This is a genomic window from Pseudomonas sp. GD03875 (genome assembly GCF_029840585.1).
Taxonomy (GTDB): domain Bacteria; phylum Pseudomonadota; class Gammaproteobacteria; order Pseudomonadales; family Pseudomonadaceae; genus Aquipseudomonas; species Aquipseudomonas paralcaligenes.
Map to the genome: position 1 here is coordinate 46,031 of NZ_JAOCCV010000009.1, position 17,286 is coordinate 63,316.

At 64.5% G+C, this 17,286-nt stretch carries 23 protein-coding genes; 5 read left to right on the forward strand and 18 right to left on the reverse strand.

Features of this window, described 5'->3' with window-relative positions; genetic code table 11:
- Nucleotides 1–27: 27 nt before the first annotated feature.
- The 6 genes from N5D30_RS10265 to N5D30_RS10290 all read right to left on the reverse strand — a co-directional run bounded on the left by N5D30_RS10265 (nucleotide 28) and on the right by N5D30_RS10290 (nucleotide 4,449).
- The gene (locus N5D30_RS10265) at nucleotides 28–2,760 is read right to left on the reverse strand and encodes a toprim domain-containing protein (RefSeq protein WP_279908879.1); all 2,733 of its coding nucleotides are present in this window, start codon (nucleotides 2,758–2,760) and stop codon (nucleotides 28–30) included.
- Between the two features lie 7 nt (nucleotides 2,761–2,767).
- Nucleotides 2,768–3,001 (reverse strand): hypothetical protein, encoded by a 234-nt coding sequence (locus N5D30_RS10270; RefSeq protein ID WP_220816086.1) that lies wholly within the window; start codon nucleotides 2,999–3,001, stop codon nucleotides 2,768–2,770.
- Between the two features lie 73 nt (nucleotides 3,002–3,074).
- Nucleotides 3,075–3,356 (reverse strand): hypothetical protein, encoded by a 282-nt coding sequence (locus N5D30_RS10275; RefSeq protein ID WP_279908881.1) that lies wholly within the window; start codon nucleotides 3,354–3,356, stop codon nucleotides 3,075–3,077.
- On the reverse strand, nucleotides 3,353–3,661 hold the full coding sequence (locus N5D30_RS10280) for an ogr/Delta-like zinc finger family protein (protein WP_279908882.1): 309 nt from the start codon (nucleotides 3,659–3,661) through the stop codon (nucleotides 3,353–3,355). The genes N5D30_RS10275 and N5D30_RS10280 overlap by 4 nt, the downstream gene beginning before the upstream one ends.
- A gap of 66 nt (nucleotides 3,662–3,727) precedes the next feature.
- Entirely contained in the window at nucleotides 3,728–4,207 is a 480-nt protein-coding gene (locus N5D30_RS10285) for a YmfL family putative regulatory protein (protein WP_279908883.1), read from the reverse strand.
- A gap of 29 nt (nucleotides 4,208–4,236) precedes the next feature.
- Nucleotides 4,237–4,449, reverse strand: a complete 213-nt coding sequence (locus tag N5D30_RS10290; protein WP_279908884.1) for a DNA-binding protein — start codon at nucleotides 4,447–4,449, stop codon at nucleotides 4,237–4,239.
- 84 nt (nucleotides 4,450–4,533) lie between these two features.
- Between N5D30_RS10290 and N5D30_RS10295 the strand changes: the two genes are divergently transcribed.
- The 5 genes from N5D30_RS10295 to N5D30_RS10315 all read left to right on the forward strand — a co-directional run bounded on the left by N5D30_RS10295 (nucleotide 4,534) and on the right by N5D30_RS10315 (nucleotide 7,357).
- Complete coding sequence (locus tag N5D30_RS10295; RefSeq protein ID WP_279908885.1) at nucleotides 4,534–4,890, forward strand: transcriptional regulator; 357 nt, start codon at nucleotides 4,534–4,536, stop codon at nucleotides 4,888–4,890.
- Between the two features lie 38 nt (nucleotides 4,891–4,928).
- Nucleotides 4,929–5,447 (forward strand): hypothetical protein, encoded by a 519-nt coding sequence (locus N5D30_RS10300; protein WP_279908886.1) that lies wholly within the window; start codon nucleotides 4,929–4,931, stop codon nucleotides 5,445–5,447.
- Between the two features lie 120 nt (nucleotides 5,448–5,567).
- Entirely contained in the window at nucleotides 5,568–6,326 is a 759-nt protein-coding gene (locus tag N5D30_RS10305; protein ID WP_279908887.1) for a GAF domain-containing protein, read from the forward strand.
- Nucleotides 6,326–6,763, forward strand: coding sequence for a hypothetical protein (locus tag N5D30_RS10310; protein ID WP_279908888.1), 438 nt, complete (start codon nucleotides 6,326–6,328; stop codon nucleotides 6,761–6,763). The genes N5D30_RS10305 and N5D30_RS10310 overlap by 1 nt, the downstream gene beginning before the upstream one ends.
- A gap of 387 nt (nucleotides 6,764–7,150) precedes the next feature.
- Nucleotides 7,151–7,357 carry a carbon storage regulator gene (locus tag N5D30_RS10315; protein ID WP_279908889.1) on the forward strand — a complete coding sequence of 69 codons (207 nt, stop codon included), beginning with the start codon at nucleotides 7,151–7,153 and terminating at the stop codon, nucleotides 7,355–7,357.
- Between the two features lie 7 nt (nucleotides 7,358–7,364).
- Here the strand turns inward: N5D30_RS10315 and N5D30_RS10320 are convergent, their stop codons facing one another.
- The 12 genes from N5D30_RS10320 to N5D30_RS10375 form a co-directional block, all read right to left on the reverse strand.
- Entirely contained in the window at nucleotides 7,365–7,553 is a 189-nt protein-coding gene (locus N5D30_RS10320; RefSeq protein WP_279909020.1) for a type II toxin-antitoxin system MqsA family antitoxin, read from the reverse strand.
- Nucleotides 7,554–7,588: 35 nt separating this feature from the next.
- Nucleotides 7,589–7,990, reverse strand: coding sequence for a helix-turn-helix domain-containing protein (locus tag N5D30_RS10325; RefSeq protein ID WP_279908890.1), 402 nt, complete (start codon nucleotides 7,988–7,990; stop codon nucleotides 7,589–7,591).
- A gap of 7 nt (nucleotides 7,991–7,997) precedes the next feature.
- Nucleotides 7,998–8,282 carry a type II toxin-antitoxin system HigB family toxin gene (locus tag N5D30_RS10330; protein ID WP_279908892.1) on the reverse strand — a complete coding sequence of 95 codons (285 nt, stop codon included), beginning with the start codon at nucleotides 8,280–8,282 and terminating at the stop codon, nucleotides 7,998–8,000.
- Between the two features lie 54 nt (nucleotides 8,283–8,336).
- Nucleotides 8,337–9,596: a phage late control D family protein gene (locus tag N5D30_RS10335; protein ID WP_279908893.1), complete on the reverse strand. Its 1,260-nt coding sequence runs from the start codon at nucleotides 9,594–9,596 to the stop codon at nucleotides 8,337–8,339.
- Nucleotides 9,593–10,036, reverse strand: a complete 444-nt coding sequence (locus N5D30_RS10340) for a phage tail protein (protein WP_279908895.1) — start codon at nucleotides 10,034–10,036, stop codon at nucleotides 9,593–9,595. Before N5D30_RS10340 ends, N5D30_RS10335 begins: the two co-directional genes overlap by 4 nt.
- Nucleotides 10,037–10,042: 6 nt before the next feature.
- On the reverse strand, nucleotides 10,043–12,529 hold the full coding sequence (locus N5D30_RS10345; protein ID WP_279908897.1) for a phage tail tape measure protein: 2,487 nt from the start codon (nucleotides 12,527–12,529) through the stop codon (nucleotides 10,043–10,045).
- Nucleotides 12,522–12,632 (reverse strand): GpE family phage tail protein, encoded by a 111-nt coding sequence (locus tag N5D30_RS10350; protein WP_262880405.1) that lies wholly within the window; start codon nucleotides 12,630–12,632, stop codon nucleotides 12,522–12,524. The genes N5D30_RS10345 and N5D30_RS10350 overlap by 8 nt, the downstream gene beginning before the upstream one ends.
- A 17-nt stretch (nucleotides 12,633–12,649) precedes the next feature.
- Nucleotides 12,650–13,042: a phage tail assembly protein gene (locus N5D30_RS10355; protein ID WP_279908898.1), complete on the reverse strand. Its 393-nt coding sequence runs from the start codon at nucleotides 13,040–13,042 to the stop codon at nucleotides 12,650–12,652.
- 77 nt (nucleotides 13,043–13,119) lie between these two features.
- The gene (locus N5D30_RS10360) at nucleotides 13,120–13,635 is read right to left on the reverse strand and encodes a phage major tail tube protein (protein ID WP_279908899.1); all 516 of its coding nucleotides are present in this window, start codon (nucleotides 13,633–13,635) and stop codon (nucleotides 13,120–13,122) included.
- A 48-nt stretch (nucleotides 13,636–13,683) separates the two neighbouring features.
- Nucleotides 13,684–14,868 carry a phage tail sheath protein gene (locus N5D30_RS10365; RefSeq protein ID WP_279909021.1) on the reverse strand — a complete coding sequence of 395 codons (1,185 nt, stop codon included), beginning with the start codon at nucleotides 14,866–14,868 and terminating at the stop codon, nucleotides 13,684–13,686.
- Nucleotides 14,869–14,984: 116 nt separating this feature from the next.
- Nucleotides 14,985–15,557 (reverse strand): DUF4376 domain-containing protein, encoded by a 573-nt coding sequence (locus N5D30_RS10370; protein WP_279908900.1) that lies wholly within the window; start codon nucleotides 15,555–15,557, stop codon nucleotides 14,985–14,987.
- 498 nt (nucleotides 15,558–16,055) lie between these two features.
- Nucleotides 16,056–17,285, reverse strand: a complete 1,230-nt coding sequence (locus N5D30_RS10375) for a pyocin knob domain-containing protein (protein WP_279908901.1) — start codon at nucleotides 17,283–17,285, stop codon at nucleotides 16,056–16,058.
- Nucleotide 17,286: the final 1 nt, after the last annotated feature.

The window sequence follows — 17,286 nt, forward strand, 5'->3', positions numbered from 1 at the left end:
GTGATGCCGGGCGTTGCCGCGCCCGGGTTAGGTGGCCTTGAACACCCAGCACTTCACGGTGGTGGCGCGCTGGTTGAACTCGGTATTTCGGGCGTTGAAGGCGGCGCGGACGGCGCTGTCCACGGCCAGGTTCTTGTCGATGAAGGGGCGGGACCGGCTGTTGACCAGCAGGGTGCGCAGGGTGGTGGCGTCGGCCAGCCGCTGTTTGTGCTCGGCGGCCCGCTCGCAGAACTCATTGAGGTTGATGGCGATCCGCTCGGGATTCTTGCTGTGGTTGACCATCGGGTGGTCGTGGAGCGATTCCAGGTAGTCGAACACTTCCCAGAACTCGGCCACTTCCTGCGGGTCGGCGTTGACGGCGTGCTGGCGGGCCACGGCCATGGCGCTCAGCTCGCGGATGACTGCATCCCGTTGCCGATCAGGAAGGGGCGCCACCAGGCACAGCGCGTCGACCAGGGCCATCAGCTGCGCGTGGTTCTTGATGATCCGCTCGATACGAATCTCGCGCAGGGCGCGCAGCTCCTGTTCGTAGACCCGGACCCGCTCGCGGAACACCTCCATGACCTTCTGTTCGATCTTCACCGCCATCAGCAGGAAGTGGCTGACGTCCTCGACCTGCAGCAGGTTGAGGTTGTCGGCCGCCGCGCGGCTGGCGCTGGTGACCTCGGGGCGGATGAAGTGCAGCCGCACGATGCGGGTCAGGATGGCTTCGGAGGCCACTACGGTGGCGTTCTGGCTGATCACCAGGGCCGCGCGGAAGGGCGGTTCGTGGGTTTCGTTGCCCGCCGTCTTCACGCCGGTTACGCCCAGGCTGCCGCCGTTGAACAGGGGTTTGAACTCGTCCCAGTCGAAGGCCTTGGCGGCGTTGCCTTTGTCGTCGCTGCGGTCCGCCTCCAGCATCACTACCGGCATGCCGGATATCTGGCTGAGCCAGCGGCGCAGGCCCGCCTTGGACATTTTCGAGGGGTCTTTGCCTTCCTCGTCCGGGCGGCCGAGCAGCTTCCACAGGAACATGAGCAGGGTGGACTTGCCGGCGCCGGCCTCGCCGGTCACCTCCAGGAAGGGGAAGGACTGGAACTCGGCGCGGATTTGCTCGCAGAACAGGGAGCCGAAGTAGTAGGCCAGGGCGATGACGCCCTGGGTGTTAAAGCACGTCCACAACCAGTCGAGCCATTCCGGCCTGTAGCCCTCGTCGGTACGGGCGATGGCCAGCTTGATCGACTTCTGCAGGGTCTTGAGGCGCAGGTCCTTGAACTCGAAGTAGTCCTCCGCGTTGGCCGGCACCACCACGCCGCCGCGCACGGCCAGGTCGCCGAACACGTAGCAGGCGTGTTCCTTGCTGTAGCCGATGTAGTCGATGGTCTTGACGGTTTTCAGGCCGAAAAGCTGTTCCTTCATGATCTTGTCGAGCTGGGCGCCGCTGCCGGTGAACACGGCGCCGGCGGCCATGCCGAGCAGGCGTTTTTTGAACTCGCTGGCGGCGGCGACCTGGCCGCCGGTGAAGGTGTTGCGGACGGTGGGCTCGTCGTGGGGGAAGTCGACGCGGAAGTAGTACCAGGACTCGTCGGTAATCTCGTTGCGCTGGAAGTACAGGGCCTGGGGGTAGCAGTTGGCGATTTCCACCACGCAGCCGGCTTGGCGTAGCGCCTTCTCGCGCATCTGCCTGGTGTTGAGCAGCTTTTCGTCGTGGTCGTCGCTGTCTTCCAGGCCGCGCATGGCTTGGTTGAATTTCTCCAGGTCGAGCTTGAACCAGTACAGGCGGTTGTCGAAGCCGAAGTGGAATTCGCCTTGCTCGCGCCAGTCGTACATGAGCAGGGCTTTCTCGCTGGCGTTCTCGGCCAGCAGCAGCGCGCCGTGGTAGCGGGCCGCCTTGAGGTCCTGGGCGCGCACGTCGGAGCGCTTGGGCTCGTCGATGAACATCCAGCGCTGGTGCAGGTCGTTCCAGTCGGCCTTCCGGTCGCGCTGCGGGATCTGCGCCGCCTCGCAGCGGTAGCCCAACTCGCTGGCCATGGCAGCGTGCTTGCGGGTGTAGTGGTGTGCCCCGGGTTCGTTATCCAGCGCCCAGACCAGCGTGGGCAGCTTCTTGTCCGCCTCGGTGCGGGCCTTGGCCAGGGCCTTCAACGACTCGAAGGGGAAGGCCACGGAACTCATGGCGGAAACGGCAGCGATGCCGTGGTGCAGCAGGGCGATGGCGTCGAAGATGCCCTCGACGATCCACAGTTCGTCCACCTCCAGCAGGTCGATGCTGGGCGGGCACCACCAGTAGCCCCTGGGCGATTTACCCGGGGCGAAGCGGGCCTTCAGTTTCCCGAAGCGGTGGGGCCGGTCAATCAGCCGTTCCCAGTAGCCGCCGTGCTCCAAGGGGAAGCGCACGGTGGCGCTGCCGAAGCCCAGGTCGCGGCTGTAGTAGTTCTCCTGGGTATACCAGCCCTTGACCAGGTTCAGGTCGAAGCCGCGCGCCCACTGCAAGTAGGCGTTGGCCGAGGCGGCAGGCTCCTTTTCTGTGGCGGGGTGCTGCTTGCTGTAGTCGTCGAACAGGTCGTCGAACAACTCTTTAACGTGCCACTGCTGGCCGCACTTGCTCGGGCGGCCGCACTTGATGAACCAGGGCTCGTCGCTGCGGGAGTACAGCTCCTTTTTCCCGCATGCCGGGCATTTGCCCTTGCGCATGTAGAGGGTGCCGTCGCGGTGCTTGAGGCCGTATTGGTCCTCCAGGCGGCGTAGCACCTCCTGGCGGATGTCGTTGGGCATGGACTTCATGGGGGCCTTACTGCTGGTTGGCCAGGGCGGCTTTCAGCGCGCCTATGGTGCGTTTGTGGCCGGCAAGTGCCGGGTAGTCGTCGAGGATTCGCGCGCTACGCAGGGGAGCCGGGACGGTGCGGTAGCGGTCGTCATACCAGTGCTCGGTGAGGCACTTCTGCAGGTCGGCTCGCAGGCAGGCGAGCCAGGCCTCGGCTACGGGCCGTGGCATGTTCAGCTGAAGGGCGATGGCGTTCTGCATGGGCGACCTCGGATCGCGGGTGTAACTCGCCCAAACCCACGCGAAGCGGGCAGGGCTGGGGTTCGGGTTCGGGTTAACGGGCGGCCGGAGTGGCCTGGAAGTGGTGCTGGACGGTGACGTCCGGGCCGGTGGCCATGTCGATGCCGAGCCACACGGGCGGTCGGTCGGTCATGGCCAGGTAGGCGATGCGGTCAGCCATGAACAGGGGCACGCCCAGGGTGGTGACCAGGTGCTGCACGGTGCGGTCGAACAGGGCGTCGTCGTGCAGGTGCTCGGCCTGGTGGCGCTCGATGAAGCCGGCGGCGGCCACCTGCATGCTGGCGCGGTAGTCGTCGGGGTGCTGGGCTGTGGTCATTCGGAGGTCTCCAGGGCGGCGAGCATGTCGAGCTGGTTGGTTTTCGGCTGGCTTTCGCGCAGGGCCTTCATGCGTTGCACAGAAGGGGCCACGGGCAGGGTGACGCGCGGTCGGTCAAGGCCGCTGGGGCTCAGGGCGTAGTCCCAGGACAAGGCGCCGGTATAGGTGCCGCCACACGCTAAGTTGGTGCATTGGCCGTACATGGTCTTGTACGTGGGTGTCTGGTCTTCCGAGTTGCGGATGCGCATCCGGCTACCACAGGCCGGGCACAGGCACCTGTAGCCCCCGCCGCTGTTCTTGCTCATGTTCTCCCCCGGCCGCCAGATGCGGCCCGGCCCGTGGGCCGTAAGTTGCGACGCTTCCCGCGCCTACTACTGATCCAGCCCGCCCGGTTTCCGGTGCAGGGTGATGACTGCGCCCACCTCGGCGTGCCGGGCGGCGATGTGTGCCCGGTGCGCCGCGATGATTTCGGCGATTTCGTGTTCTTCGATGCGGCCGTCTTCGAGGGCCTTGGCGATGATCTGGTCGACCTTGCCCTCGGCCACGTCGGTGACCAGGGAGCGCGCGTAGAGGTCGAGGTTGTCGAGCTGGGAACCGGCCGGCATTTCGGCGAACACGCCGTTGTAGAGGCCGCACAGGTAGTCCGGCAGGTAGCGGGTGCCGGATACCAGTTCGAGCTGGCGCACCTGGTCGTCGGTCAGCGGCCGGTGGCCGGGGTTCTCGTAGACCTTGTTGTCCAGCTGCTTGAGGTCCAGCCCCAGGTGCAGGGCGGCGAACTCGCGGCCGCCCGGGAAGGCGGCTACGGCGGCCATGACCGCCTTGCGGCGGCTATCAAGAATCGGGCGCTTCATCCTCTCGTTTCCCCCCATGACCGGCAGCACTACTGTGCGACCGTGCCTTCCTTGATGCCGAGCAAGACGGCGGCCTTGTGGGCGTCGCCGCGCAGGCATTTCTTCTGCCCGTTGAGCACGGCGTAAACGGTGGAAGCGTTGATCTTGTGCTGCTCGGCCCATTCCTTGGTGCTGAGACCTTGCTTGCTGATCTGGGCGCGGGCGTCGCTGAGCGCTTGCTCGCTGGGGTAGGCGTTCGGCATAGTGCAAATTCGTGCAATTTCGTGTGATGACGAACAAAGGATGATGCACGTTTCTGCACTTGTAAATAGCGGAGATGAAAAATATTGCATCTTTCAAAGGAAGCCATTGGTTGTCGCCTTCAGGAAGAGAGAAAGCGCATTGGCTTGAACCAAGATGTTTTTGCCCGCGAGGTCGGCCTAGGGAAGCGGACTTTGGCGGGCTATGAGGGCGGTACAGGAGAGATCGGTGCGGTTGCGCTGGCATTGGCCGCCGAACTGGGGGTGGATGTCCTGTACGTCGTGACGGGCGAGCGCAAGCCACAGGCTGCCGACAGCATCAACGCTGCCGAAGCGAAGGTGCTGGAGTGCTACCGAGCGCTGCCGGCTGCTGACCAGGGCGTGCTAGAGCGAACCGCAGCGGTATTGGCTGAGGCGGCAGGGCGGTCAAAAACAACGGAGTGATGCTGGCTCGGAATGAGTTGGTAGTTGGCCGACAGAGAATGTCGGTTATCAACGGAGATGAGGGTGCTATGTATAGGGAGCGATTACCTTTCTACGCCGCCATATTGGCGGTGTCTCTATCTTCCCCGGCGGTTGCTGATGAGTCCTCGATACAGGCTCATTGTTCGGACGAGTGGCCCGACGATTACGAAATGCGGACCTACTGTGTTACGGAGCAGCGTCAGGCCCTGAAAGGCCTGGCCAGTTTCGGGGGGGCTATTCGTGAGCACTGTGAGCGTGAGTGGGGCACCGACTATGTGATGACCCTGCACTGTATTAAGGAGCAGCGGGCGTCGGAGATTGCCATTTCTCACGCGCCAGATGATGAGATTGCTACGCGCTGTGCGAGGGAGTGGCCGAATGAATACAGCATGCAGGAGCATTGTGCTAAGGAGCGAAGGAGCGCGAAAGATAATATTGAGCGCAACTACTCCGGCCCGGTGCGCACCGCTTGCGAGCGCGAATGGGGAACGGAATATGAAATGGTTGAATACTGTATTGAAGAGCAAGGCGAATAGCTCAGGCTCCAATGCGTTTGGTAAACAATAATTAGACTGGTTGCCTGACAATTGAAAACGGTTAGCTCGTACAAAGCTGCTTGTTTTTATCTTGGAAAGATATTGGATGTGAGTGCTCCCATGTTGGCCACAATTTTTGGTGTGGTGGCTACATACCCTTTGGCTGATGGATTTGAGGAAAGGAGGCCTATTGTTCATCACTTTTATTTGCTGGTGCATAACAATTTGGCTGTTATTTTTGCTCTGCTGTTTGTTGCCTTTTTGTTTGGGAAATTGCTAAAGGGTTTAGGTGATCCGTGGGTGCTTAATAAATTGCAATTCATTCTTGATAGCTATCAAGAAAGGGCTTTTATGAAGAACGGTCAAGCTATTCCTAGGGACCACAATCGAATAACGCTTTTTAAGATGAAAAGAAGTGTCATTGGGCCATCTCGCCCGTGGATGAGGCGGAGGGGTAGACGATTTTTCTCTAACCACTTGGTGCCTATATTACGATCTGGCCACACATCGAAGAAAAGTAAGGTTGCTTTTCACGTACCGGATTCTGGTGATGAAGCGGAAGGCATTGCTGGGCTAGCCTGGGTCTCAGAGGAGGTAGCTGAAATGCATAACCTTCCGGCTATCGTGAGAGGCTGTGCGAAGCGTGACATTAAAGCGTATGCTGAGTCGACTAGATGCGCTGAAGAAATGATTGAACACTATGCGAAAGAAGGAAAACAACTACCCCGAGCGATAGTCGCAATTCCTGTTGAAAAGAATGGTAGGAATTGGGGCGTAATAGTTTTGGATAGCCGCTATCCAGAAGGTATATCCGCAGATGCGGCGGATAATTATCGGCTGACAATAGCTATTATTAGTCACTTATTGGAGAGATTATAATGTCTGCGCCCAGAGAAGAATGGACCGACGTTGACTACTCTGATGTGAATAGCGTCGCTGTAGAGCATAACGCGGCTGATAAAAATATCACGCTAACACTAAAGCTGTCACCGATGGATGTGCCTGTTGCGTGGAGATATTTTATCGAGGATGGAAAGGTTGTTATTGAGTTCAAGTATGTTACCTCTGGCGAGTCTCTTGCAGAGAGGGTAATGGATAGAATTGCTTTTCATGTTGGCAAGAAAAGTAAGAGAATATATAAGATATCTGTTGATGTGCCGGAGTTTGTTGCGTTGGGGCAGCGGTCTGGTAAGGTTTCTATAAAGCTGGTAGAGGAAACCGTAGGCGCTGCTACTTCTGCGCTTAACCACAAAGGTCAACTGAAAAAGCCAAACGCTAAAGCTATTATGAATGTTCTTAGCCCCGCGGCTGGATAGCGTTTTGCCGCTGGCTTATTCGACGCAGTTGCGTGCCCTGGTGGTAATTGGCCGCGCTAGCGCATCTATCTTTCTGACCCGCGGAGAATAGGGATTCCAGGGCGCGAAGTCCGAGGCTGTAAGCGCGGGCGCCCGTTACATCGAAATGGAGTCCCGATGATGGATAACCTTACCCAGTTGGAAGCCTATGTTCTTGATCTGATGCGCCGTCTTAGCGAGCAGCAGCGTGCGGATGTCATCAGAATCATGGAGGCGTTCCTGCAGTCTGCGGAGTAAGGCAGAAAAACCCCGGCGCAATGCCGGGGTTTTTGTTGATAGGGCGAGGTGGCCATCCTGTTCTACACTGTCGCGGCAGGAACGCATCCCACCCCGAAAAGGACATTCGACATGGGCTATCTGAGCCTTTCTCGCCGCGATGGCGAGCAAATCCGCCTGACCATCGACCCCGGCGTCGACGCCGACAAGCTGCTGCGGCAGCTGGTGCGCGATGGCATCACCATCCATGTGAGCACGCAAGGCCAGGGCGCTGTGCGCATTGGCATCGAGGCGCCGAAGCAGGTGGCCATCTACCGCGAGGAACTACTGGAGACCTAGCCCCGCGTCACTTCGCCGGTTCGCTCAGGATGCCGTGCTGCTGGCATGCCTCGGCCATGGCCGCCATCACTCGGCGGGACTCGGCCGGGCCGGTGATGGATTCCCCGCAGGCGGGGCACCAGTCGGCCTCCACCTGGGGAATGATGGTGGTCTGCCCATCGTAGGTGAAGGGCAGGTCGCGGGTATCGTGGGCCAGCTACGCCTGGCCGCAGACGGGACACTTCATGCCAGTCAGAAAAACACGTCTGTCGAGACGTTGAAGCGCTGGGCCAGCGCCCGGATGTGGCGCACGTTGAGTTGGCGCTTGCCGCTGAGAATGTCGGAGACAACCGACTGCGCGCCGATCTCCGGCAGGTCGCTCTGGCTGAGGCCGTGCTCGGCCATGAGGTAGCGCAGCACCTCATGGCCAGGGGCCTCGGGCATGGGGTAGTGCTGGGCATCGTAGGCCGCGACCAGGTCGCCCATCTGCGAGGCGAGGGCGGCGAGCGGGTGGGGCGATTCGCCGGCGATTTCGTCGAGCAGCTCGTCCAGGGCTTCGACGAGGGCGTCGTAGTCAGCCTCGGTTTCCGGTGGGGTGAGCAGCGGGGCGACGTAGCGCCAGTGCTCGGTGGCTTGCTTCAGGAGTGCGCTCATATGCACCTCACTTCCATTGGTTGCGGTCGTACTCTTTGTGATCGAGCACGGCCCTGATGAACACTTTTTTGAAGGTGTAATCCACGGTGGCGATGAGCCGCAGCTTGTTGCCGCCGATATCGAACACATGCTTGTCGCCGACCTTGTCCACGCTGGGGAACAGCTGCTTCATGGCGGCGAAGTCTTTCGGGCTGGTTTTGCTGAGCAGGCGATACCAGGCGTCCAGGGCGGTGGCGGAATGAAGCCATTTCTCTTTGGCTTCCCAGATGCGCTTCTGCGTGATGATGTGCATGCCCAGATTCCGTATCGCAATTTGCTATGGGTGCAGATTACGGGAATTCTGGAGCTATAGCAAGTTGCTATTTTTCCGCATGCGTCCCCATTCGCGGTCGGCGGCGCGCTTCGCGCTGGACTTGCTCTGGTAGAGGTGTGGCAGGCGGCGGGGGTTGGCCTGGTCGCCGGCGGTGACCTTGTGTTGCTGGCCGGTCTTCTCGTCCCGGTACCAGGCGACGACGCCGGTGTAGTCGCCGGAGTCGTCGGCCAGCTCGGCGACGTCGTCGCCGTCCGGCAGCTGGGATTCCAGCTCCAGGGTGGTGGTGAAGGCCTCGGGCGTGAAGCTGTGACGCAGGTTGCCGCCCAGCCAGACGATGGCGGCGATTTCGGCCTTGATGCCGACCAATGAATAGGTCTGGTCCGGGATCAGCTCGGGGCGCGCCCGGGCCAGGGTGTAGCCGAGCGTGGCGGTGCCGCGCTGCAGGCGGTTCCATTCGGCGCGGGCAGCCTGGAGGGCGCTGGCCAGGTCGGTGTAGCTGTGGCGAAGCTCTTTCAGGTTCTCGCCGCCGCCGGCGATCGCTTCCTTCTTCGCCGCGCTGTTGACCTCGTAGTAGTAGGCGCGCACGCCGGTGTAGGCGTCCCGGTCCGCTTCCAGGAAGCGGTGCTGGTCGCCGTCCGCCCTGGTCAGGGTGACGTGGGGCAGGGCCAGGCCGCTGGCGGTGGTGCTCCGGCCGGTGGGCATGAACAGCAGCCGGCCCGCCTTGACCGTGGCGATGGCGTCGTACTCGCGGCCCAGGCGGGCCAGCAGGTTGGCGTCGCTCTCGTTGGCCTGGTCCAGGTGCAGCAGCTCGACGCCGGCGAGCACGGCGCTGACCAGGGGCGCCAGGCCGTGGGCGGCGGCCACGGCGCCGATGATGGTGCCCAGGGTGGTGGTGCTCCAGGACCTTTCCCGCTTGACCTTGAGGCCGCCGCGCAGGTCCGCGCTGCGTCCGCGGATGCTGAGCACGTCCGGCGCGCCGCTGTGTTCGGTTTCGTCCACGGTGTAGGTGCCCTTGTCGACCAGGCCGGTGTCGTCCCAGCCGAGCCAGAGCTGCACAGTGGCGCCCCGGGGCGGGATGGCCAGCAGGCCGTCGTGGTCGCTCAGGGTGATATCGAGCTGGTCCGCTTCCATGCCGCGGTTGTCGGTCAGTTCGATGCTGACCAGGCGCGGTTCGATGGCGGCGGTGATATCGCGGCCGTCGACGACCACGCGGCAGATGGGGCGCGGGTACGCGGTGGCGTCGCGGTAGAGCTGCTGGGCGTCGCCGAGCAGGGCGCCGAGCTGGCCGGTCACGTCAGGATGCTCCGCAGGATGCCGCCCAGGGCGCCGGTGATGACGCCGAGCAGGTCGACGCGGCCGTCGTCGATGCGTTTCAGGTTGACGGTGAACTCGATGCGGCGGGCGGCGCCGTCGCGGAAAAACAGGGTGCGGGTCTCGCTGATGGAGGTGATGGTCCAGGCGCCGTAGATTTTCCCGGTGCCCTCGACAAGGGGCCAGGCTTTGCCGGTGTCGGCCATCATGCGCAGGGTGTCCAGGCTCAGCGGCGTGCCGGCCAGGCCGGGCAGCAGGAGGCCGGGCAGGGTGATGGTGTCTTCACCCCGCCCGAGGTACTGACTGGCCGGGTTGGTGCCGATGCGCGAGGTGCTGCCGTGGCGCCATTCCGTCTGGCGCTGGAATTCCTGGTAGGCGAGGGTTTCCAGGCTGAATACGAACATGCCGAGGGCCATCATCATGGCGGGTTACTCCTGGTCGCTCAGGCCGCTGCGGCCACGCGCGGCGATCTTCCGGCGGTGTTCTTCCAGCTTCTGGTCGACCAGGCGCGCGAGGGCGTTGGTGTCCATGCCAGGCGCAGCGTGGATCTGGATTGTGGTCGGGCCGATATTGGTGGTGCTGGGCGCGCGCGGGGTGAGTGGCGGGCGGTTGTCGAACACGGGTGGCGGCCGCAGTTGCTCGTCCTCGCGGCGGAACTGCTGGACCAGCTTGGTGCCGGCGTTCAGGGCGCCCACGGCGGGAATGAAGTCCAGCTTCTCACGCAGGCTGGCGAAGCCGTCATTCGCCGCGTCGAGCGCCGCCTGCTTGAGGGCCGGGACCATGGCCTTGATGCCGTCAATCAGGCCCTGGATGAGCAGCTTGCCGAAGTCGCTGAACTTGGCCGGCATCTCAACGCCGAACAGGCTCATGACGCCAGCGAACGCGCGGTAGAACAGGCCTTGGGGGCTAAAGTTGAGGATCAGCTCGGCGATGCCGGCCAGCCCCCCGTTGAAGCCCGCTTTGATCTCTGCCCAGAGACCGAGGAAGTATGCCTTGATGGGCTCCCAGTATTTGTAGATCAGGTAGACGGAGACGGCGATAGCGGTCACGGCCAGGCCGATGGGGTTGAGCATCAGGGCGCGCCCGATCCAGAGCAGCGCCTTGCCGGCCCACAGGAGGGCGCCGCCCACGCCCTTGATGGCTGCGATGGCGCCCAGGCTCTTGATGCCGAACAGGGTCAGCGCGTAGCGCACCATGGCGAACGGGCCGAGGAAGCTGGCCAGGGCGAGGGTGACGGCGCCGAAGACGGCGGCCAGCGCCGCGACGCCGGCAATGATCTTGACCAACTGCCCCGCCAGTTCCGGGTTGGCCTTGACCCAGTCGTTAACGCTCGCCAGCACGCCGTTGATGCCTTCGATCAGCTCAATCAGGGTCGGGCGTAGGGTCTCGCCCAGGGCGGATGCGAGGTTGAAGGCGCGGTTCTGGGCCATCAGCAGGCGAGCGGAGAGGGCGGCGGCGCGGATATCCGCCTCGCGCTGCATCGATCCATCGCCGGCGGCGGAGTTGACCAAGCCGAGCTGGCGGCGCAACTCGTCGAGGTTGTGGGTCAGTGCTGCAGCGTCCTTGCCGAACTCTTTCCCGAACAGGCGTGTCGCTACTTCCTGCTGCTTGTCGGGGTCGATTTTCTTCATCCGCTCCAGGACGTCGATGATGGTGCCCATCGCGTCGGTGCTCATGCGCTTTTGCACCACGCCGCTGTCCAGGCCGAGCATCTTCATGCCGCCTTGGAATTTCTTGCTCTGCATGGTGGCGACGCTCAGTTCTCGCACCATGGCGCGGGATGCGGAGGCGGCGGTTTCGGCCTGGCGACCGATGGTCAGGAAGGTGCTGCCCAGCGCTGCGGCGGTTTTGTAATCGAGCTTGTCCGACACGTCGCTGAGACGGGTCATGACCTCGATGATATCGGCGCCCTTGGACTTGGCGTTGTCGTCCAGGTAGTTGATGGCGTCGCCGAGTTTGTCCACCTGGGCGATAGGCACCTTGTACAGGTCGGCGATGCGCGCCAGGTTCTCGCCGATCTCGTCGGCCGGCAGCTCGAAGGCCGTGGCGGCGTTGGCGGCCACTTCGGCGAAGATAAGCAGGTTCTCCTTGCCCTGCACGCCCATGCGCGCGGCGCCCTCGACCAGGGCCGCAATCTCGGTGGTGGCCATGGGGATGCGCTCGGCCAGTTCCTTGATGCTGGCCGCAATCTGGTGGTAGGTGGCGGTGAGCTGGCCGTTGTCGTCGCGCGCGCCCTCGACCTGCTTGGCGACGCCGAGCATGGCGTCCTCGAACTCGATGTAGCTCTTGACCGAGGCGAGCACGGGCATGCCCATGGCGGTGCCTGCCGCAGCGGCACCCGCGCCGGCGCCGGCCATGTTGCCGGCGAGCTGCTGGGTTTTGTCGTACTGCGCGCGAGCGAGCGCCAGTCGCTTGGTCTGGGCGGTGAGCCGCTGCATGCGCCGGCCCTGCTCGCTGATCTGCTGGTTGGTCTGGTCGATGCGCTGGCGCAGATCCCGCTCGTCCCTCACCAGGTTGCGGGTGCTGATGCCGGCGGCGTCGAGCTTGTTGCGCAGGCCCTGGAGCTGGGTCTGCTGCTGCTGGTGTTCGCGCTTGAGGGCGGCGGCCTCGCGGATGGCGCCGCGCAGGTCGCGTTGCATCTGCCGGGTGGGCACGCCGGTGGCGGCCATTTCCTGGTTGAGGGATTTGACGCGGTCGCGGGCGGCCTGCAGACCGGCCTCGGTCTGCCGGCTGGCAGCGTGCAGGGTGCGCCAGCTGGAAACATCGTTCTGCTGGGCCTGCAGCTGCTTGAGCCGGTCGCGGGTTTCCTTGAGTTCCCGCCCCAGGCCGACGCTGCTTTGGGTGATCGTCCGCAGCGGGCGGGTGAGTCGGTCGACGCCCGCGAGGATCACCTGCAGTTTGAGGTCGCTAGCCATCGTTTCTTTCCCAGCGCGCGCGCGCGCGTTCCCGCCATTCCATCAGTTCGGTGACGCTCAGAGACTCCATGTCTCGGGGCGTCCAGTGAAACACCAGGGCGATATCCGCCCAGGCGTCCTCTACGCGACGAGGGAAGCCTCCCGCGCTTTCTTCTGCAGCAAAAAACCGGATACCGCAGTGCCACAGGCCATCAGGTCGGCCGGGTCCAGCGCCTTGACTTCGATCTCCGTCAGAGAAGGGATGGTGATGCGCGGCAGCACCTTGTGGAGCGAGTTGACGTCCATTTGGATAAGGTCCAGCAGAGCGACGCCGCGCAGCTCGCCGCTGCCGGGCTTGCGGATGATCAGCTCTTTGATGGTTTGGCTACCGCGAACGATTGGAGCGTCCAGCTCGATCACTTCCTGGTTGGGGTTCTTCGGTTGCTCGGCCGGTGCGGCGGCGGCCTTGGCCAGTTCCGCTTCGCGGGTGCGTTCCTGCTGCTCGTCGTGCGCGTTGTCGGTGATGCTGCCCATGGTGGGGTTCTCCTTTCATTGAGGGGGTGCCGGTGGGCGCTGAATGGCGGCCTCCCACCGGGCTATGGGGGATGGGGCTAGATGCCGATGGCTCGGCGGTGTTCTTCGAGCAGGTCCTTGCCGTCGACGCGGAAGATGAAGTTCAGGAGGTCGATTTCGATTTCCTCGCGGCCGTCGACGACGAGCTTGTAGTAGGTCAGGGCGGTGGTGATCTTGTGCTCGGTATCCGCGCCGGGCTCGGAGTCGCCCATGTCGATCTCTTCGTGCCGGCCGCGCATGACGACTTCCACGGCGGCGACCGAGCCGTCGTCGTCGCGCTGGTAGGAGCCGGCGCTGCGGAGCTGGACCCCGTCCGCGCGTACCGCGCCGTACTGGCGCAGGACGATCAGGTCCAGGCCGCCCAGGGTCCAGGTGACCACCATTCCGTCGTCGCTGTGGCCCATGTCGACGCTGACCGGGCCGTCCATACCGCCGCCCCGGTACTTCTCCATCTTGCGGGCCAGCTTGGGCAGGGTGATGGACTTGAGGACGCCCATGTAGCTGTTGGCGTCGTTGAACAGGTTCTGGTGCTTGAGCTTTCGGGGCAGCGCCATTGTGGAGTTCTCCTACGGCGCGGCCGAGGCCGCGCGGGGTGATTGGGATCAGGCCGCGATGAGCGAGGCGAAGTCGACTAGGTAGCGGTCGGTGATGCGCTGGCGCAGCAGCAGGTTCTCCAGCGGCGGAACGGGGGTGTAGTCCAGGTCGAGCAGCAGCTTGCCGGCCTTGAGCGTGTCCTTGTCGTTGGCCGCCGGGTCGTACCAGCACTGGCCGTCGATGATGTAGCCGGCGGTCTTCAGTTCGCGGAACTTGGCGTTGATGCTCTCGACGATGTCGCGCACCAGGCTGGCGTGCATGGGCTTGTCGACCGCCCAGAAGCACCCTTCGGCCATGGTGTCGGCCAGCACCTGGGCGGTGCGGGTGTAGTTCTCGAAGGCGAACAGCGGATCGTCGGAGCAGGTGCGGGAGCCCCAGAAGCGGAAGCCGTCGCGGCGAATCAGGGTGGTGACGTCGCCGGCGTTGAGCAGGCCGGCGTCGTTGTCCGGGCTCTGCAGGTCGAAGTAGACGTCGCGGGACAGGCCGGTCACGCCGTTGACTGCGACGTTGGAGAGGGTCTTGTGCCAGCCGGTTTCGCGGTCGATGCGGGCGCGCAGGCCGAGCGCCCGGGCGACGGCGGAGGCTGTCTGGGTGCTGCTGGTGGCGGTGTCGAAGTTGACGAAGTCGGGGTAGAGCAACATCAGCTCGCGGGCGGCGAAGTTCTCGCGGTAGGCCAGGGCCTCGGTCACGTCCTGGCAGTCCCAGGCGCTGGCGTAGGCGAAGCCGCGCAGCTTCTGAGCGGTGGTCACCAATTCGGTGGCGACAGGCAGAGAGTCGAGCCCCGGCACGCCCAGGACGCGCGGACGAACGCCGGTTTTCGCCTCGGCGGCCAGCAGCGCTTTCAGGCCCGTGAACTGGCCGCCGGCGGTGCTGCCGATGATCTTGGTGGCCTGGTCGGCGGCCTTGGCGGCGTCGTCCGCGCCTTCGCCGTCTGCGACGCGCACCACCACGGTAATGGCGTTGGCCTGGTCGGCGATGGCGTCGAGGGAGGCGGCGAGGGTGCCCATGCTGCCGGCCTTGCCGGCGGCGGTAAGCACGTCGGTGACGAGCACGGGTTTGTTGAGCGGGTAGGCGGCGGCGTCGGCGTCGCTGCCGGTGCAGACCATGCCGATGACCCCGGTGGCCGGGGTGCGCATCGGGCGCGTGCCCTCGTTGATTTCTACGGCGCGGACGCCGTGGTGATAACCGGGGATAGGCATTGTGGGGCTCCTGGGCTGGGTGCCTGATCAGTGAGCCCTGAGCGTGACGCGCGCGCGGAGGGGATGCGAGGCGCGGGACCTGTAGCGGGGCGCGCTACAGGCCCCGGAGGTCAGGCGGGGGAGGGCCAGCCCTGGTCGAGCATGGCCGGCGCGAAGGTTTCGGCGGCCAGGGCGGCGAGCAGGTCGGCCTCGCGGTCGAAACAGACCTGGACGTGGGCGCGGACGGCGCGGGCCACGGCCATAACCTGTTCGGCCGTCAGTTCGATGAAGCCGGCCGGGGTCTTCCATTGCATGACGTAGGCCGGGTCCATCAGCGCTTCCAGGGCGGCGCCGTTGATCAAGAGCTTGCTGCGGTCGTCGGTGTCGACGTGCATGCCGCCGACCTCGATGCCGGCGACTTCGGCCTGGTAGCGGCGGGCGGCGATGGCGGCCTGCCAGTCGACCGGCAACGCCGGGATTACGGACCAGCCGCGCACGGCGCGGCCCTGCTCGATGCGCAGCTCGCCGGGCTCCAGCTGCTCGCCGGGGGCCAGCTCCGGCTGCGGGTCGTAGTCGACGATGGCGAAGCCCAGCTCGCCGAGCAGATCGGCCGGCAGTTCGGGCGGGAAGATCATGTGGGCATGGGCGGCACGGAAGTCGTGTTCCTGCCATGCCTGGCGCGTTTCGAGGTTGATGATTTCCATGGTGTCAGCCTATGAGGGTGAGTTTCACGGCGCCGCGCCCGCCAGGGCTGCCGCTGGTTGTGCTGGATATACCGCCGCCGGCCCCGCCGGCCCCGATGGTGCTGCCGTCCGGCCAGGCCGATGGCCGCTGCGCGGAATACGAACCTGATATGCCGGTGCCCGCTGCCCCCCCGGCGGACGAGACCGAGCCGACTGATGATGGCTGGCCCGCTGAGCCAGGGAGATTGCCGCTCGAACTGGCGGGACCGCCGCCACCTCCGCCGCCGACCGATACGCTCAGGGATGCGCTGAATGTCAGCACGCCCGTGACGACTCCAGCGGCCCAGCCTGCCGTCCCGTACCGGCCGTAGAAGGTATCGCTGCCGCTGCCGCCGCCGCCTCCACCGATCACCTGGGCCTGGTAGACGCCGGGGAAGCGTGGATACGCGACGGTCGCGCCAACTGTCGACACTGTCTGGCTGACGCCCAGGGGGCGGGGGCGGAAGTAGATAGGGCTGATCACACGGCCCCCGAGTCGACGAGCATGGCGTAGACGGTTGAGCGACCCGGCAGGCGGTACATCATGATCACGTCGCGCGTGTTGGTGCCTGCGCTGAGCGTCGGCGCTGAGCCGCCGGCCCAGACCGGCGTGAGCGTGACGCCGTCGAGCTGGAACGCGATGGCCTTGCGGCCGCCCCGGATCAGCTCGACGTGCCATGTCACGATCTGATCGGCCGGAGCCGGGACGTTGGTAATGTTCAGCGTCAGGGTGCCGGTGGTGTTCGCCGTGTTCATCGACGCGATGAAGTAGCGACCGGCGCTGACGTCAAGCGCAACTGTCTGAGCAGCGGCAGTCGCCACCTCGCCGGCATTGAACACCCGCTGCATGACCGCCATGGCGGCCACTACAGGGTTGATCAGGGCCTGAGCGCTCTCCAGATTGGTGACGCGCGTAGTCAAGGCGGTGATCAGCTGGGCGATGGCAGTCCCGCTGGGCAGGTAGTCCCAATCGGACCAGACGCCGGCACCGAGCAGGCGATATTTGATCGTCGCCCGGCTGATGTTCTCGGAGCTGATGTAGGGAATGGCGAGCTGGAACAGCCCGCCACCATCATGGCGACCGACGCAGCACCAGTAGTAGTTGGCGACGCCATTGCCGGCCGACATTGGGGTCTGACCGTCCGGGTGGTTCGGATTGCGGGAGCCAGGTGCGCCGCCCAGCAGGCTTTTGAACCACCCGGCCACGATCAGGTTATTGAAGTCCGCGACATTGTCAGTGCCCGTTGCTGTCGGCAGGTATCGGTAGTTGGCGTTCGCCGGCCCGCCGAGGTCGCCGACCCGCAGCACTCGGCCGGCGGTGACGTCGGTCGCGGAGGTGGTGACGGTTGCGGTTGCGGCAGTCCCCAGCGCGAGCGCAGCGCGCCCGGTGGCAGAGTCACCAGCCGCCAGCAAGGAGCGGGCGAAGGCAGTCAGCGTGGCAACGGACAGCGCTCCGGCTCCGGTGAAATACGGCAGCCGGTCAGCCGCGCCGACCAGGGCGGCGAACGCTCGCACGTTGTCCGGCAACAGGTTCAGGTCGAGGCCGCCGCCCTCGCCAGTGAGGCCGTCGAGCCCGGAGGCCAGGGCAGCCAGCAGGCCGTCGACCATCTGCAGCGACGTGCGGATGCGCAGCACGTCGTCGGAGAGGTCGTTGTCCGGGTGCGGCAGGGGCAGCTCGGCGTTGGGCGTTTTCTGGTCGATGACGTCCATG